This window comes from Yersinia bercovieri ATCC 43970, from assembly GCF_013282745.1.
Lineage (GTDB): Bacteria > Pseudomonadota > Gammaproteobacteria > Enterobacterales > Enterobacteriaceae > Yersinia > Yersinia bercovieri.
On the sequence record NZ_CP054044.1, the window covers coordinates 2,310,916 to 2,327,957 of the forward strand.

Sequence of the window (17,042 nt, forward strand, 5' to 3'; positions counted from 1 at the left end):
GTCACTCATCAAGAATAGTAGAAAATGGAAAAGATAATCCCGACGCAAGTTTTTCAAAGCGAAACCAATGAATGCGGCTTGGCCTGTATCTCGATGCTGGCACAGACGCAGGGCATCAATGCACCGTTGGAAAGCTTGCGGGAGCGCTATCCTGCCTCACAGCATGGCACCTCACTGGCCACACTGTGCACTATTTTGTCTGAGCTGGCGATACCCGCTTATCCGGTGGTGTTTGAGCATCAAGAGCTGTCAGCTATTCCGCTGCCGGCCATTTTGCACTACGGTGCGAGCCACTATGTGCTGCTCGCTTACCGTAAAGGTAACTATGTCTGCGTGATGAATCCGGCGATCGGGCAGCAGCTACTGCCGATGGATGCCCTAAAAGCAGAAATCAGCGGCTATGCACTGGTGCTGGACCCCGAAACTCCAGCCTCGCCTGAAGCGGTGAAGAAGATGGAGCACAGCAAGCGACTTAGTGCACTCGACTGCATGAGCCTAAAAGAGACCGCGAGTGTTCGTGGTATCTACTGGCTGATGACGCTGGCGTTTTTGATCTCCCTGACGCTATTTATCATGCCGACCATGGTCAGCAGCGCTATCAATGATGTGTTCTCCTCTGCGGGCGATAAAGAGTTCCCCTACTTCTATTTTCTGCTGGCCTTTGTGGTCTCCACCTCACTCGCTTTCTGTGTGCGGTACATCACCGAGCGCTACATCAAGCAGTTCGTGGTGCTCAATAGCGTCGCGGGTTTCGCCCGTCTGCTCAGCCATTCACTCAACTTCTTTGATAAGCGGGCACCGGGCGATATCTTCAGCCGCTTCTCGAACTGGCAAATGGCCGCTACCCAAAAAATTGAGTTGGATAATGGCCTGCGCACCGACTGGATTATCGGCGCCATTGCATTAGCCGTGATGTGCTATATGAGCCCATTGCTGGCGATGGTCTCTGCGGTTGGCGTGATGTTGATGGGGCTTATCAGTATTTGGGCCATCTACCGTGACCGCTATTACACCCAGCAGTTGCAGGTCAAAGGCGCTGAGCAAAGTGATTTCATTTTAGAAACCATTCAGGGCTTCTCCACCATTAAATCTGCCGGTTTAGCCAGCCAACGGCAAGGGGTGTTTGCCGGTCTGGCGCTGTCACTGTTCAGCGCACTACAGAAGAAAAAAATCTACGATCAGGTCAAAAACAGCCTCTATCAACTGATCGGCAGCCTCGAAATGGTGTTCTTTATGCTGCTGGCTCTGCCGATGTTGAAGCAGGGCACCCTCAGCTTGGGCGAGTTTTTTGCCTACAGTTTTGTGCGCGAAATTTTCACCTCATATATCACCAAGATTTTTTATGCGATTTTGCAGAAAAACCAATTACATGTGATTGATATCCGCGCCCGTGATCTGTTCCCGGCGGGGCAATCAACGCCGCCTGAAAACAGCTCGTCGATTCCTCCGGCGATCCCGGCGTTTACCCGCCAGTTGGATTACCAGCATATCCGTTTTGCCTACGACGCCAGCCAGCCAGTATTGCGCGATTTGTCACTGTCACTGACCCGTGGAGAGAGTGTGGCGATCATCGGTGAGTCCGGTGCCGGGAAGAGCACCTTGCTGAAAGTGATGGCGGGATTGATGCCACCACAGCAAGGGCAGGTGTTGGTCGATGGCGAAGCGGTTGATTTTCAGCAGGCCCACGCACTGTTCTTCCTGCAAAGTCAGGAGGACATCCTGTTCAACGCCTCGGTATTACAAAATATCACCCTGTTTGATGGTCAGTTAGATGCGGATAAGCGCCAACGTATTGAGCGCTCACTGCAAGGGCTGCAATTAACCTCGGTCATCGATAGATTACCGGGCGGCCTTAGTGCACTGGTGCGTGAAAGTCACGCCGCGCTCTCTTTAGGGCAGCGCCAGCGGTTATTACTGGCCCGCGCGATGTACAGCGATTGTTCGGTTTTGGTGCTGGATGAACCCACCGCCAATCTGGATGAAGAGACCGCCCATCAGGTGATGCAGACCCTATTGGCTCACTGCCGCGAATATCAGAAAACACTGATAACCGTAACCCACAGTGACAGTGTACTGCCGATGTTTGATCGGGTTTTCCGCTTGCACGACGGCCAACTGGTGCGTTTCTCTCAATCGGTGACCTCAAACCACCTCACCCCAGCGGCGGTTAACTGATGCGCATCAATATGACGAGCAAAACAGGGCGCTTAGCGCTGATCCTGCTGATTGTGCTGCTGTTGGTGGTGGGCGCTGGGGTTGCGCTGTGGTTATCGGATAGCCAGCAGGTCGCACCACCATTAACTGAAACCATTGGTCGCGGTGATATTGAAAGAAATGTCATGGCAACCGGCAGCTTAAAACCCTCATTGCAAGTCAATGTTGGTGCGCAAGTCAACGGGCAGTTGACCAAACTTTATGTCAAGCAGGGCGACCGCGTGACCCGAGGCCAGTTGCTGGCTGAGATCGACCCCACGTTACAGCAGAACGAATTACGTAAAACCGGAGCTGAATTAGAGAGTGCGCAGGCGCAGAAACAGGCCGCGCAGGCACTGTTACGCCAATATTTACTGGAGCTTCGCCGCCAGCAGACCTTGATAAAAGAGGGTTCAGGTATGCAAAGCACCCTGGAAAAAGCGCAGGCGCAATATGATAGCCAAGTGGCGCAGTTACGCGTTAATGAAGCCTTGATTGTGCAGAGCCAAATGGCGATGGAAACCGCCAAAGCCAATCTGGCCTTTACGCGCATCATGGCACCCATTGATGGCGAAGTGCTGGGCATCGTCACCAAAGAGGGGCAAACCATTGTCTCCTCACAAAGTGCACCCACCATTCTGGTACTGGCGAATGTCGATACCATGAAGGTACATACCCGCATTTCCGAAACCGATATTCTGAAAGTTAGTGTCGGGCAGCCGTTATGGTTCTATGTGGTAGCCGATCCTGAGCGCCGTTATGAAAGCCAAATGGATGCTATTCAGGAAGCGTCAGCGGAGAGTTTGCGCGAAGATAGCGCCGGACAGCAGCCCAACCAGCAACCCTCGGCTATCTATTACACTGGCATATTTAATATCGCCAACCACGAGCGGCTGTTGCGTACCTCAATGACGGCACAGGTGTTTATTATCACCGCGCAGGCGAAGAGTGTGTTGCGCGTGCCACTCTCCGCGCTGGGTGAACAGCAGCCGAATAAGCGCTATCGAGTGCAGGTGGTTAACGGCAAACAGATAGCGACTCGCTGGGTATCCCTTGGCCTGCGCAATGGTCAATATGCTGAAGTGAAAGAGGGGTTAGCTCAGGGTGATCAGGTGGTGCTGATGGGTGCGCCATCGGGAGCGACCCATGAGCCATAACCCTGCTCAGGCGGGCGTGGGGCCGCTGATCCAGCTCAAGGGCATTTATCGCCATTTTACTTCTGGCGCGCACTCTGTCGCGGTGCTGAAGAACATTTCTCTGTCGATTCAGCGCGGTGAAATGGTGGCGATCATCGGCGCTTCTGGTTCCGGTAAATCGACGCTGATGAATATCATCGGCTGTCTGGATAAGCCGACGCAGGGCGAGATGTCGATTCATAACATCCCAACGCGCGAAGCCAACAGTGAACAACTGGCGCAATTAAGAAGCCAGTACATCGGTTTTATTTTTCAGCGCTACCACCTGATGCCCTACTTAACGGCCAGCGAAAATGTGGTCATTCCGGCACTCTATACCGCCATGACTGCCGCCGAGCGCCAGGAACGTGCCGCCTACTTGCTGCGCCGCTTGGGGCTGGGCCAGCACCTGTTGCATAAACCGGCACAGCTCTCAGGGGGGCAACAGCAGCGGGTCAGTATTGCTCGCGCTTTGATGAATGGCGCGGGAATTATTCTGGCGGATGAACCGACCGGTGCGCTGGACAGTGCCAGCGGGCAGGAGCTGATGGGGATACTCCACGGCCTGCATCAGTCCGGCCACACCATTATTATCGTGACCCACGACCGCAATATCGCCAATCAGGCGCAGCGCATTATCGAGATAAGCGACGGTGAGATCATCGCCGACGCTCATAACGACGTCGCCGAAAGCGCGGTGGCTCATGCGGCGTTACCCGCCACTGTTGCCACTGGCCGCCCACACTGGTGGTTGAGTGTCAGAGAGGCTATCAAAATGGCCTGGCGCTCACTGCTTGGGCACCGCATTCGTGCCTTTTTATCGATGCTGGGCATCATTATCGGCATTTCGTCAGTGGTCTCCTCCATGGCTGTAGGGGAGGGGGCACGACAAGAGATCCTTAGCGAAATCAGTCAACTTGGCACCAGTACGCTGGATATTCGCCCCGGATTGGGCTGGGATAAACCACGCCCTGACCTGGAACGCTCCCTCACGCCAGCGGATGTGGCATTGCTCAGCCAGCAACCTTATGTCGATAGCTTGTCGCCGGTGGTCAGCAAAATGGTGACTGCGGTGCGGGGCGATAAAAAAGTGATGATCAATCTTGCTGGGGTCAGCAGCGGCTATTTTCAGGTGGAAGGGCTGAACTTTATTAACGGCGAGGGTTTTGACCCAGGCCATGTCAGCGCCCGTGAGCCGGTCGTGGTGCTGCAACCTGAACTGAGTGACACCCTGTTTGCTGGTGGGGAAAACCCGATTGGTGAGATTGTGCAGCTCGATGGTATTCCGTTGCGGGTGATGGGGGTGGCCAAACGTTCAGGTATGCAGTTTGGTGGATTGCTGAGCGCGTGGATGCCCTATACCTCGCTGACGGAGCGCATCTCTGGTGAGATGCCATTGGAGTCGATCACCCTGCGGGTGCGTGACGGTTTCGAACTCAATGCAGCACAGCGCGAAGTTGAGGTGTTGCTGGATCAGGCCCACCGTCAGCGTGACTTTTTTATTCTGAGCAATGATGAAATGAGCAAAGCCATCCAGAAAACCTCTGATTCGATGACACTGCTGATCACGGCAATCGCCGCTATTTCACTGCTGGTCGGGGGGTTGGCGTGATGAACATCATGCTGGTGTCGGTAACCGAGCGCACCCACGAAATAGGGATTCGCCTGTCAGTGGGTGCGCGCCAAAGTGACATCATGCTCCAATTCCTGATTGAAGCGGTGGTGATCTGCACCCTTGGCGGTTTGATTGGTATTGCTGGCTCGGCGCTGGCTGGGGTGGTTTTCTCGTGGGTGACGCAGACATTCACCATGATTTTCACTTGGCAGCCGTTGGCGCTGGCGTGCAGTTTTTCTGCGCTTATCGGGCTGGGATTCGGCTTTTTCCCAGCCCGCAATGCCGCTCGTTTGCACCCGACCGAGGCGTTGGCTAGAGAATGAATAGATTGATTAATGTCGGGCTTATGGCACTGCTGCTCACCGGTTGCGGCTCCCTGCTGAAAAGTGATTATCAGCGGCCGATGTTGTCAGTACCCGACGAGTGGCGGGTTAAGGAGAGTGGCGGCGGCTACCTGAATCACAGTGTGCACTGGTGGGAGAATTTCGACGATCCACAGCTATCGGAAAGCATCAACCGCATGTTGCTCAGCAACAACGATCTGGCCGCCGCAGGGCTGAAATTGCAGCAGGCGCGGTTAACTGCGGGGCTGACCAATACCAATATGACCCCCAATGTCACGCTGAGCGGTGCGGGCAGTAATACCCGCGCGCTGAATGAAAATACTCAGCCACGAGAGAGCTATAGCACCTCGCTGGGGTTGAGCTACGAGCTGGATCTGTGGGGCAAACTGGCCCGCGCCCGCGAGCAATCAGCGTGGCTGGTGAATGCCACCGAACAGGATCGCCAGGAAACGGCGCTCTCGCTCATTGGTACTACTGCGGATCTCTACTGGCAGATTGCCAAATTCAATCAGCAATTGGGCTATCAACAGGCGGCACTGGCTATCTCGCAGGATACCCTAAACATGGTGCAATCACGGCTGGCAGCAGGTGATGCCAGTGAGATCGAGCTGTTGCAGGCGCAACAGACGTTGTTGGATCGCCAAAACCAGTACCAAAATCTCGAACAGCAGCGGGAAGCGGCGCGTAATGCTATGGCGCTGCTGTTTAACCGTGCGCCTGATTATCGTCAGGCAGAACGTCACTCATTGGATCTACAGCAGCAGGTGCCGATAGCGGAAAGTTTGCCACTACAGGTGATTGCCCAGCGACCCGATGTACAGGCCGCCGAGTGGCGCTTGCGTGCCGCATTGGCCGGATCGGATGTGGCTAAATTGAACTTCTACCCGACACTCTCGCTGGGGGCCACATTGGATGCCGGTAGTGCGGTGTTTTCACAATGGTTTAGCAACCCGAGCCGCACCCTAAGTGCCAGCGGCGCGTTGCCATTCTTACAGTGGAATAGTGTGCAGCTCACCATCGACCAGTCAAAACTGGAGGTGCAATTGGCTGCTGTCGATTTCCGCCGCAAAGTTTATAGCGCGCTCAAAGATGTGGATGACGCGATGATGCAGCGGCTGAGCTACCAGAAACAGAAACAGAATCAGTGGCAGAACCTGCAACTCAGCCAACGCCGATTGAGCCTAACCAACAGTCAGTATCAGGCGGGGGCCATCTCATTTCAGACCTTACTGGACGCGCAGGACGCCCTGCTGACCAGTGAAACCAGTTTGCTCGAACTGCAATATAACTACCTGAATGCCACTATGAAATTGTGGTTAGCCCTCGGCGGCGGTGTGGTTAGCAGCGGAGTTGATAAGGACAGTAAAGGAACCAAACCATGACGAAGAGAGATACACAGCGCCGTGTTGTCGTGACCGGTTACGGCAGCGTGACCCCGATGGGCATGACCGCACAGCAGAGTTGGGATGCCATTATGGATTACCAATTGGGCTACCGCTATTACGATAAATCTGAGCAAGGCATCAAGTCGCGCTTTTTTGGCTTGCTTGACGCTGAACCCAATCTGAAATCGGTTCCTGCGGCCATTCGCCGCCGCCTACCGCGCTATGCCCGACTGGCACTGGCGGCCGCACGTGAAGCCATGGGTATGGCGTTCGGCGAACAGTCACCAGAGGCCTATTATGATTTGCTAGATTGCGGCACCATCATCGGCAGCGGCTGGGCGGGACAAGATGAGACCCATGATAACTACGAAGGCTATCTGGAAACCGGGCTGGGCACACCTTTCGGCTGCTTCCTGTCGATGCCGAATGCCGGTACTGCCGCCTGTAGTTTGTACTGGGGACTACGGGGTTATCAGAACTCACCGATCGCCGCTTGTGCCACCGGAACTATTGCCATTGGTGATGCATTTGAAATTATCCGCAGCGGCCGCGCATCAATGATGCTGGCCGGGGCGGGTGAATCACTGCGCAGCGATGCGGCGGTGTGGAATATCGATATTCTGGGTGCACTGGCGCGCGAGCAACAGGATGTGACCAAAGCCAGCTGCCCGTTTAGTCTGGATCGCAACGGTTTTGTACTCTCTGAGGGGGCGGCAGTCTTGTGCCTTGAAGAGCGCGAAGGGGCGATGGCACGTGGCGCGACTATCCTCGGCGAGATCAAAGGCTACGGTAACTACTCCGATGCCTTTGACTTTACTGCACCAGCAGAAGACCGGGTGGCACGGGTGAAAACCATTCGTCACGCCTTACAGCAGGCGGGTTTGAGCGCCGAAGAGATCGATTACGTTAACCTGCACGGCACCTCGACTCAGCTTAACGACCTGAATGAAACTCAATCTATCAAGCAGGCGTTTGGTGACGCGGCTTATACCACGCCACTTTCCAGCACTAAATCCTACTCCGGCCATTTGATTGCAGCGGCTGGCAGCTTTGAATCGATCATCTGCCTGCAAGCGCTGAAGCATCAGATTATGCCGGCGACCTGTAATCTAAAAAATGCCGATCCGCAGTGCGATCTGGACTACATCAGCGAAGGGCATCGGCCAAAAGCCTTGCGTAATACGCTAAACCTCAGCTTCGGCTTTGGTGGGGCGAACGCGGCATTGGTTATCGGGCTGGATTGAGCATGATCTTTAACTACACCCTCAGTGATGCTGAACGCTGGGCTAAGTTTTCCGGCGATTACAACCCGATCCATTTTGATCTGCAACATGCGCAGCACCTTGGTCTACAGCAACTGACTGTGCATGGTATGCGCGCGATGCTGGATATTAAATATCAGCTCAGTGCGGCGCTATTACTCGCTATGCCTCAGGCGGATTACCTGCGGTTTAACGTGCGCTTGCGCCAGCCAGTGCAGTGCCACACCGCCTATCAGCTGCAACTCAGTGAGGCGGTGGGACAGGTTAGTGGCAATTTGCTGGATATTGGCACTGGCGAAAGTTGCTTCAACAGCAAATTGCGCAGCGGGCCTGCGCTGAAACAGATGAAAAGTGACCAATGGAGTTCGCTATCGGCTGAAAAAGTGCATCAGTTCAGTCAGCAATTCCCTGGCAATGCGGCAGAACCCGCAGAGTGTTGGGGATTTTTCGACGCGCTGCTGTTTAAGCTGTTAGTGGCCGCCCCTGAAACCTTAGCGACCGCGAAAGCAGTGTTGCCGGGGATTCAGGCGGACACCTTGATTGATATTTTCGAGCATGTGCCGGTCATCCAGACACATCATGACGTGCATTTCAGTGCGGATTTACTGCGCACCAACCCGCATCTATTTGTCCGTAGTGCGCTGCAATACAGCATCGAACCGACATTAATCGTCGGTAACGCCGAGGATGGCTGGGTATTGCGCGCGGCTATTCAGGCCCGGTCAGACGCCGGGCCTTTAATCACCACCGCCGTAACATTAAAAACGTGGCCGCTAGCCGCGAACTCAATAAGGATTTGACCATGGAAAAGTATCAACACGTTTATGACACCGTTTGCGAAATGTTGTGTGACGCCAAAGATCTGGAAATGTCAGCGCTATCACCTGAGATGTCGCTGCATCAACTGAAACTCGACAGCCTGGATTACGTCGAATTGATGGTTTTGGCAAAGCGCGAATTCGGGGCCACGCTAAATGCCGAGATGTTTATGGAAAACCCAGACATGACTTTAGGCGAGCTTTGCCAGAAATTAGCTGAGCAGAAGAGATAATATAATGAGCAGGAAGTGGGTATTGATTACCGGCGGCAGCCGTGGCATTGGCCGCGCATTGGTCGAAGAGCTGGCTAAAGAGTGGGATGTGGTTTTTACCTGGCGTAGCGGTGAGCAGCAGAGCTGCGAGGTGATAGCAAGCTGTGCAGGGCTACCCGGCTCGGTGACCAGTTACCGTTGTGATGGTAGTCACGAGGCGGATGTTGACCACTTGGCCCCGCAGCTGTTGGCGAAATATGGCCCGCCCGGTGCGGTAATTCATAATGCTGGCATTACCGGTGACAGCTTACACATTCAGCAAAATGGTGATAACTGGCGCAATGTGCTGGACACCAATCTGAACGCGGTCTTCTACTGGAATAAGCATCTATTGCCGCAGATGATGATGCAGGGCGAGGGTGCGGTGCTGCTGATCTCTTCAGTCACTGCCATCAAAGGCAATATCGGGCAGAGCGCCTATGGTGCCAGTAAAGCGGCGATGATTGGCCTTGGCCGCTCGCTGGCGCTGGAGATGGGGCGTTTTGGTATTCGGGTTAACTGCCTACTGCCGGGGATCATCGACAGCGACATGACACGCGCGATGCCTGCCGATGCCTTAAAAGGGCTGCGGAAACAGATACCGTTACGGCGCTTGGGTGAGGTGCAGGAAGTCGCCCGCGCTAGCGCCTTTATGATTGGCGATGATAGCCGCTACATGACTGGCCAGACACTGGTGCTGGATGGCGGGTTAACGGCTTAAGTTTGGCGTCAATAGATCCTGGCTAACCCTTCGCGGGCAATGGTTAGCCAGGTTGGCTCGCCACTCATTTAAAAAGCAAGGCTGAACCCTAGGGTTATGCCCTGTTTTGTGATGTATGACACCCTCCCTCGATCTCATCGTGATACTGCTCACAACAAACTGGGCATTTGCCTAAAAAACCTCGCCTTTATTGCTACTTTTGCAGCGAATTTCCTAATGACTATTTGATGGTTATCTTCAATACTGAGTAAGTGAAATGATATTCCACTTAAAAAGATCTGCCGTTCTAATATTTTAGGTGATTAAATCATTATTAAAAATAAGGGATTGCTGTTTCTCGCGCCAAGGGATGAAGGCCATTTAGTCAGAAAACAGTCGCGAATAGACCCAGACCATTGACCAGGTTGGTCAGCGGGGAAATGTGCCGAATGGGTCGTAACGGCGTAAGCCGTCGGAGCGCCCATCGGTGCAGTCACCCCGCGAGTCACCGAGCTATAAAATAGGTTTGTTAGCAGCCTAAGTCGCGAAGCGACCCCAGTTTCGATTGAAAACGAGATGAACTTTAAAGGCAGGTAATCAGGTGAAAATAATCTCAGTAGATGTAACCGTTTTTTCTTATCCCACCCGGCGTGTTTCTGATACTGCCGGGCACTCGCATCCCGGTGAGGAGTCGCAGGCCAAAATGGCGATGCTGACCTTGACCACCGATGAAGGCGATTGTGGCTACGCCTTTGCTCCGCCAGAAGTTATTCGCCCGCACATCATCAATAGCTTTTTTAAAAAAGTGCTGATTGGGCAGAACCCCTTTGACCGCGAGCGGCTATGGAATGATTTAGTACACTGGCAGCGGGGCAGCGCCAATCAACTAACCGATCGGGCGCTGGCGGTTGCCGAGCAAGCTATCTGGGATCTGTTAGGGCGCAAGCTGGGCCAGCCCGTTTATAAGTTACTCGGCGGCTATCGCGATAAAGTGTTGGCCTACGGCAGCACCATGTGTGGTGACGAGTTGGCCGATGGCTTGTCGACACCCGATGAGTATGCGCGCTTTGCCGAGCAGCTGGTCGCCAGAGGGTACAAGGGGATTAAGCTGCATACCTGGATGCCGCCGGTCTCCTTTGCGCCGAGTCCACAAATGGACGTCCGTGCCTGTGCCGCAGTGCGCGAAGCGGTTGGGCCGGATATCGCTCTGATGCTCGATGGCTACCACTGGTACAGCCGCAGCGACGCACTCTATATTGGCCGTGAGCTACAAAAGCTGAATTTCAGCTGGTTTGAAGAGCCGATGGAGGAGCAGAGCATGGCCTCTTATTGCTGGTTAAGGGAGAACCTACAGATTGACATTATTGGGCCTGAAAGTCTGGCGGGTAAATACTTTAGCCGTGCTGATTGGGTGAAGGCTGGCGCCTGCGATATTTTACGTGCCGGTGTTCAGGGCGTGGGCGGCATTACCCCTTGCTTGAAAGTGGCGCATTTGGCGGAATCTTTCGGCATGGATTGCGAAATCCACGGTAACGGCGCGCCTAATTTGGCGGTGGTCGGGGCTATCCGTAACTGCCGCTGGTATGAGCGCGGGCTACTGCATCCGTTCCTCGATTACGACGAGCCAGCCGCTTACCTCAATAGCATCATCGACCCAATGGACAGTGAAGGTTATGTCTCACTGCCAACACGCCCTGGCCTGGGTGAGGATATCAATTTCGACTATATCAAGGCCCATACCCTGAGTGCGCAATAACCTTTAACCCGGTAGCTCACCGGCAACACTAATGTCTTTGGGGCATAATAACCCGTTGTATTGACTATAAAAATAAGCATTCAGATCTAGCCTTTTCTTACCGGAGATGGTCCATGAACGCGATAATAATAGTTAGAACACTCCTCCTTACCCTGCTGGTCACCCTGACATCGGCTGGCGTCAGTGTGGCTAAAACACCCGATGACCAACTGATTGTTGGCATGAATATGAATAACCTGCTGTCTCTTGATCCGGCAGCTATGACTGGCAATGATGCGGTTTCTATCATTGTGAACCTGTATGACTCATTGGTGGAGTTGGACCCACACACGCCGAGTAAAGTGCTGCCCGGCGCGGCGACGGCGTGGAGCATCAGTGATGATGGTCAGTTAATCACCTTTACCCTGCGGGATGGCATGAAGTTCCACTCCGGCAACCCGGTGACGGCAGCCGATTTTGCCTGGTCAATGAATCGCCTGATGCACCTCAATCTGGCACAAGCCACCACCTGGAAATCCTACGGTTTCACTGCCGATAACGTGGAACAACTGATTCGCGCCAAAGATCCTTTAACAGTGGAAGTGGAGCTGCCTAAACCCACTGACCCGAAACTGGTGATCTATTCACTGGGCACCTTAGGCAGTGGTTCGATTCTGGATCGTGCCACCGTAATGCAACATGAGAAAAACGGCGACTGGGGCAATGGCTGGCTGACCACCAACGAAGCGGGTTCCGGCCCCTTTAAGCTTGATGTCTGGCAGGCGAAAGATGTCTTGCGCATGAGTCGGGTAGAGAACTACTGGCAGGGTGATGCCAAGATAAAACGGGCGATATTCCGCCATATGACGGAGTCACAGGCGCTGCGGTTAATGATCGAAAAAGGTGATATTGATATTGCCAGTGGCATGTCGGTGCCGGATATCAACGCGCTGAAAAGTAACCCTGCAATCAAGGTCGATGAGGTCCAGCGCGGCACCATTTATTATGTGGCCATGAGTCTGAAGGAGCCGCACTTCGCTAATCCTAAAGTGCGCGAGGCGGTACGTTATCTAATTGATTATGATGGCATTAATAGCACGATAATGCCGGGTTATGGGATTTTCCATCAGCGCCCCATTCAGAAAGGGATGGATGTCACACTGCCGGATCCTGGCTATAAATTGGATGTCGCGAAAGCCAAGGCGCTGTTAGCCGAAGCGGGCTATCCAGAGGGTTTCACCACCACACTGCGCGTACTCTCTGATCCACCCTTTATCAATGTGGCGACTTCCGTGCAATCCACACTGGCACAGGCGGGGATTCAGGCCAAAATTTTGACCGGCACTGGTAATCAGGTCTATGGCGCGATGCGTGATCGTCAATTCGACATGCTGGTCGGCCGTGGTGGTGGTGGCGTTGACCCGCATCCTCACTCTAGCTTGCGCTCAATTGCCTATAACCCGGATAACAGTGATGCCGCCAAGCTGACCAACTTCCAAGGCTGGCGCACCTCTTTCTATGATAAGCAACTTAACGACCTGATTGATAATGCATTAATCGAGAAAGATCCGGCCAAACAAAAGCAAATGTACATTGAAGTTCAGGAGCGCTACGACGCGCTATATCCTGCCATTTTACCCATCTCACAAATGGTTGATTCCGTGGTGGTGCGCAAAGACGTGATGGATTACGTGCCGCACCCATCAACCACGACCCGCCTGCTACAGGTGTACAAGCAGCGCTAACTCACTGCACGCAACCTAAGGGGCAGGGCATTGTGTGCCCTGCCCGTTTCGGGAGGATAGCATGAAGGTTTCAGACTGGTTGGCCCCCCATGGCATCGCGCGGCGCTTATCAAAGCGCATTTTACAAGTGGTGGTGACCTTATTTGGCTTATTAATTCTGACTTTTATCATTGGCCGGGTGATGCCAATTGACCCGGTATTGGCAATTGTTGGTCAGGATGCGGATCAAAGCACCTATCAGCAGGTTTACCTGCAATTGGGGCTGGATAAGCCACTTTGGACGCAATTTTTTATCTATTTTAACTCGCTGATCCACGGTGACCTCGGCAATGCCTTGCTGACCGGTCGGCCGGTGGTGGATGACATCATCCGCGTCTTCCCTGCCACCATCGAACTTGCGACCATGGCGATTCTGGTCGGTGCCGGTCTGGGGATTCCGCTGGGGGTGATGGCTGCGGCGCGACGCGGCAAATTTGCTGACTATGTGGTGCGCTTTATTAGTCTGGCGGGCTACTCCACGCCGATCTTCTGGGTCGGCATGATGGGGCTGCTGGTGTTTTATGCTTGGTTAAATTGGGTGGGTGGTGCCGGGCGGGTCGATATGGCTTATGACGGTCTGGTGGATCGTCGTACCGGCTTGCTGCTGATTGACTCGGCACTGGCGGGGGAGTGGGAAGTGTTCCGCAGCGCACTCAATCATCTGGTGCTGCCTGCTACCATTCTCGGCTTCCACTCACTGGCCTATATCAGCCGCATGACCCGCAGTTTTATGCTGGCGCAGCTGTCGCAGGAGTACATTATCACTGCCAAAGTGAAGGGGTTATCTGAGTTTCAGGTGCTGTGGGGCCATGCATTCCGCAATATTCTGGTGCAGCTGCTGACGGTGGTCGCACTGGCCTACGGCTCACTATTGGAAGGCGCGGTACTGATCGAAACCGTCTTCTCGTGGCCCGGTTTTGGCTCCTATCTGACCGGTAGCTTACTGCTCGGCGATATGAATGCGGTGATGGGGTGCGTATTGCTGGTTGGCCTGATCTTCGTTTCACTGAATTTACTCTCTGACATGCTGTATCAGATCTTTGACCCGAGGACGAATCAATGATGCTTTCCTCTGAACCGGATAACACTGTCACCCGCTCTGAGCACAACAATCAGGGCTGGAGGCGCGGACTCCGGCGGGTGCTGAACTTTATGCGCACCTTAATGAAAAATCCGCTGACCGCCATCGGCGTCTCGATCATCGGCTTGCTACTGGTGGTGGCATTTTTTGCCCCCTGGCTGGCAACCCATGATCCGCTGGTGCAGGATCTCGGCAATGCTTTGCAGGCACCCGGTAGCCAACACTGGTTTGGCACCGATGAGTTTGGCCGCGATCAATACAGTCGGCTGATTTATGGTGCTCGCACCACCTTATATATCGTGGCGTTGGTGTCAGTGACCGTCGGGCCAATTGGGCTATTACTTGGCGTGGTGGCAGGCTATTTCGGCGGTAAAGTCGACAGCATCCTGATGCGCATTACCGATATTTTCATCTCCTTCCCCAGCTTGGTGTTGGCACTGGCTTTTGTCGCCGCTTTAGGCCCCGGCCTGGAGCATGTGGTGATCGCGATTACCTTAACGGCATGGCCGCCGATTGCCCGTCTGGCAAGGGCTGAGACCCTCTCTTTGCGCAATGCCGATTTCGTCTCTGCGGTGAAATTGCAGGGGGCATCGCCGCTGCGGATCCTGTTGCGCCATATTGTGCCACTGTGTCTACCGTCGGTGATCATCCGTATCACCATGAATATGGCCGGTATTATTTTGACCGCCGCAGGGTTGGGCTTCCTCGGTTTAGGTGCTCAGCCGCCAGATCCTGAGTGGGGGGCGATGATCTCCAGTGGTCGCCGCTACATGATGGAGTGCTGGTGGTTAGTGACCATCCCGGGTTTGGCGATTCTGCTGAACAGTCTGGCGTTTAACTTCCTAGGAGATGGCCTACGTGACATTCTCGATCCCAGAACAGAATAAATCAGTGCCCTTGCTGGAAGTGGACGACCTGCGGGTCAGTTTCGTCAATGGTAAACAGGTCACCGACGCGGTGCGCGGTGTCTCCTTTGCCCTCGGCAAAGAGAAGCTGGCGATTGTCGGTGAGTCCGGCTCAGGTAAATCAACGGTCGGCAGGGCGCTGCTCAAACTACATCCCGGCAGCGCGCGGATTGATGCCAATATCTTGCGCTTTGCTGAAGTGGATCTACTGCGCGCCAACGAAACCAAAATGCGCGAGGTGCGCGGCAAGCGGATGTCGATGATTATGCAAGATCCCAAATACTCATTGAATCCGGTGGTGTGTGTCGGCGATCAGGTGGCGGAAGCTTATCTGGCGCACCATAAAGTTTCACGTCAAGAGGCGCGAGATCGGGTGCTATCGATGTTCGAAGTGGTGCGCATCCGCCAACCGCTGCGGGTGTATAACCTCTATCCGCACGAAGTCTCTGGCGGTCAGGGGCAGCGCATCATGATAGCGATGATGCTGATTACCGGCCCGGAGATGGTGATTGCCGATGAGCCAACCTCGGCACTGGATGTCTCGGTGCGGTTGCAGGTGCTGGCGATGCTGGATGATTTGGTGCAAGAGCGCGGGCTGGGGCTTATTTTTATCAGCCACGATATCAATCTGGTACGCAGCTTCTGTGATCGGGTACTGGTGATGTATGCCGGACGGGTGGTGGAGTCTATTGCCGCTTGTGATCTTGACCATGCGCAGCACCCCTACACCCGTGGCTTGCTCAATGCGCTGCCTGATCTGAATAACCGCCGTGATCGTTTGCCCGTGATGGTGCGCGATCCCGCTTGGATGAATGGTTAAGGAGCCTGCTATGTCTGCAAACGCGATGATTGAAATCAATAATCTTAACCTGATCTTTGGCGAGGGTAGCCAGCAGAATCAGGTGCTATTTGATGTCAATCTGGCAGTAAAAAATGGCGAGATTTTTGGTTTGGTGGGCGAGTCCGGTTCCGGTAAAACCACGGTGCTAAAATGTCTGGCGGGGCTATTTAACCACTGGACGGGGCAGTTAACCCTCAACCAAATTCCCCTGGCGCACCGGATTGAACGTGATCGCTGCCGCCATGTCCAGATGGTGTTCCAAGACCCCTATGGCTCGCTGCACCCGCGTCATACCATCGAATACATTCTGTCTGAGCCGCTGATGATCCACGGCATTGGTGACCGCGAGCAGCGGATTGACACTATGTTGGAGAAGGTGGGCCTCAACAGCCTATTTCGCCAGCGCTATCCACATCAACTCTCCGGCGGTCAGCGCCAGCGCGTTGCCATTGCACGGGCGTTAATTCTGGAGCCGCGCGTCTTGCTGCTTGATGAACCCACCTCGGCGCTGGATGTGTCGGTACAGGCCGAAATTCTGAATCTGCTGGCTGAACTACAACAACGGGAGAAGCTGACCTATCTGATGGTGACCCATGATTTAGGGGTTATTGCCCACCTTTGCCATCGGGTGGCGGTGATGCAACATGGCCGAATTCTGGAAACCCTGAACACCGCAGATTTAACCACTGACTGCGAAAAAACCGCCTATACCCATATGCTGGTAGACGCCAGCCGCCAATACAGCCGTGATTTGGCGCAGAAAGCCGCTGAAATGTCGTAACCCACATTGGCGCTTCTGATTGGAAGCGCCAACTTCCGCTCCAATTCTCCAATTCTCCAACTCCGCCATGTTATCGCGATGCACAGAAAGAGCGCAATTTTGCACTTTTACTGTGCGCTAACTGTGCAATGAGTCATCACCTTGGCTGACGTTATCTGCCACTTTTCCGTTT

At 54.1% G+C, this 17,042-nt stretch carries 13 protein-coding genes and 1 pseudogene; all 14 read left to right on the forward strand.

Going from position 1 to position 17,042, the window contains the following annotated elements:
• The first annotated feature begins 24 nt into the window (after positions 1-24).
• The 14 genes and pseudogenes from HRK25_RS10325 (at position 25) to HRK25_RS10390 (ending at position 16,870) form a co-directional block, all read left to right on the forward strand.
• Positions 25-2,175 carry a peptidase domain-containing ABC transporter gene (locus HRK25_RS10325; RefSeq protein ID WP_005274114.1) on the forward strand — a complete coding sequence of 717 codons (2,151 nt, stop codon included), beginning with the start codon at positions 25-27 and terminating at the stop codon, positions 2,173-2,175.
• Entirely contained in the window at positions 2,175-3,350 is a 1,176-nt protein-coding gene (locus HRK25_RS10330; RefSeq protein WP_032897802.1) for an efflux RND transporter periplasmic adaptor subunit, read from the forward strand. The genes HRK25_RS10325 and HRK25_RS10330 overlap by 1 nt, the downstream gene beginning before the upstream one ends.
• A pseudogene (locus HRK25_RS10335) lies at positions 3,340-5,306 on the forward strand (ABC transporter permease). Before HRK25_RS10330 ends, HRK25_RS10335 begins: the two are co-directional and overlap by 11 nt.
• Complete coding sequence (locus HRK25_RS10340) at positions 5,303-6,709, forward strand: efflux transporter outer membrane subunit (RefSeq protein ID WP_032897797.1); 1,407 nt, start codon at positions 5,303-5,305, stop codon at positions 6,707-6,709. Before HRK25_RS10335 ends, HRK25_RS10340 begins: the two are co-directional and overlap by 4 nt.
• Positions 6,706-7,956, forward strand: a complete 1,251-nt coding sequence (locus HRK25_RS10345; protein WP_032897794.1) for a beta-ketoacyl-[acyl-carrier-protein] synthase family protein — start codon at positions 6,706-6,708, stop codon at positions 7,954-7,956. Before HRK25_RS10340 ends, HRK25_RS10345 begins: the two co-directional genes overlap by 4 nt.
• Before the next feature lie 2 nt (positions 7,957-7,958).
• Positions 7,959-8,774: a MaoC family dehydratase gene (locus HRK25_RS10350; RefSeq protein WP_005274100.1), complete on the forward strand. Its 816-nt coding sequence runs from the start codon at positions 7,959-7,961 to the stop codon at positions 8,772-8,774.
• 2 nt (positions 8,775-8,776) lie between these two features.
• A complete protein-coding gene (locus tag HRK25_RS10355; RefSeq protein WP_005274096.1) occupies positions 8,777-9,025 on the forward strand; it encodes an acyl carrier protein in 249 nt (82 codons plus the stop codon).
• Positions 9,026-9,029: 4 nt separating this feature from the next.
• Entirely contained in the window at positions 9,030-9,764 is a 735-nt protein-coding gene (locus HRK25_RS10360) for an SDR family NAD(P)-dependent oxidoreductase (protein ID WP_005274093.1), read from the forward strand.
• Positions 9,765-10,344: 580 nt separating this feature from the next.
• A complete protein-coding gene (locus HRK25_RS10365) occupies positions 10,345-11,499 on the forward strand; it encodes a mandelate racemase family protein (protein ID WP_005274090.1) in 1,155 nt (384 codons plus the stop codon).
• 113 nt (positions 11,500-11,612) lie between these two features.
• Positions 11,613-13,223, forward strand: a complete 1,611-nt coding sequence (locus HRK25_RS10370; RefSeq protein ID WP_005274087.1) for an ABC transporter substrate-binding protein — start codon at positions 11,613-11,615, stop codon at positions 13,221-13,223.
• A gap of 61 nt (positions 13,224-13,284) precedes the next feature.
• Positions 13,285-14,325, forward strand: a complete 1,041-nt coding sequence (locus tag HRK25_RS10375) for an ABC transporter permease (RefSeq protein ID WP_005274085.1) — start codon at positions 13,285-13,287, stop codon at positions 14,323-14,325.
• An 89-nt stretch (positions 14,326-14,414) separates the two neighbouring features.
• The gene (locus HRK25_RS10380) at positions 14,415-15,230 is read left to right on the forward strand and encodes an ABC transporter permease (RefSeq protein WP_371410622.1); all 816 of its coding nucleotides are present in this window, start codon (positions 14,415-14,417) and stop codon (positions 15,228-15,230) included.
• Complete coding sequence (locus HRK25_RS10385; RefSeq protein WP_050413687.1) at positions 15,193-16,068, forward strand: ABC transporter ATP-binding protein; 876 nt, start codon at positions 15,193-15,195, stop codon at positions 16,066-16,068. Before HRK25_RS10380 ends, HRK25_RS10385 begins: the two co-directional genes overlap by 38 nt.
• A gap of 25 nt (positions 16,069-16,093) precedes the next feature.
• Positions 16,094-16,870: an ABC transporter ATP-binding protein gene (locus HRK25_RS10390; protein ID WP_005274079.1), complete on the forward strand. Its 777-nt coding sequence runs from the start codon at positions 16,094-16,096 to the stop codon at positions 16,868-16,870.
• Positions 16,871-17,042 lie beyond the last annotated feature (172 nt).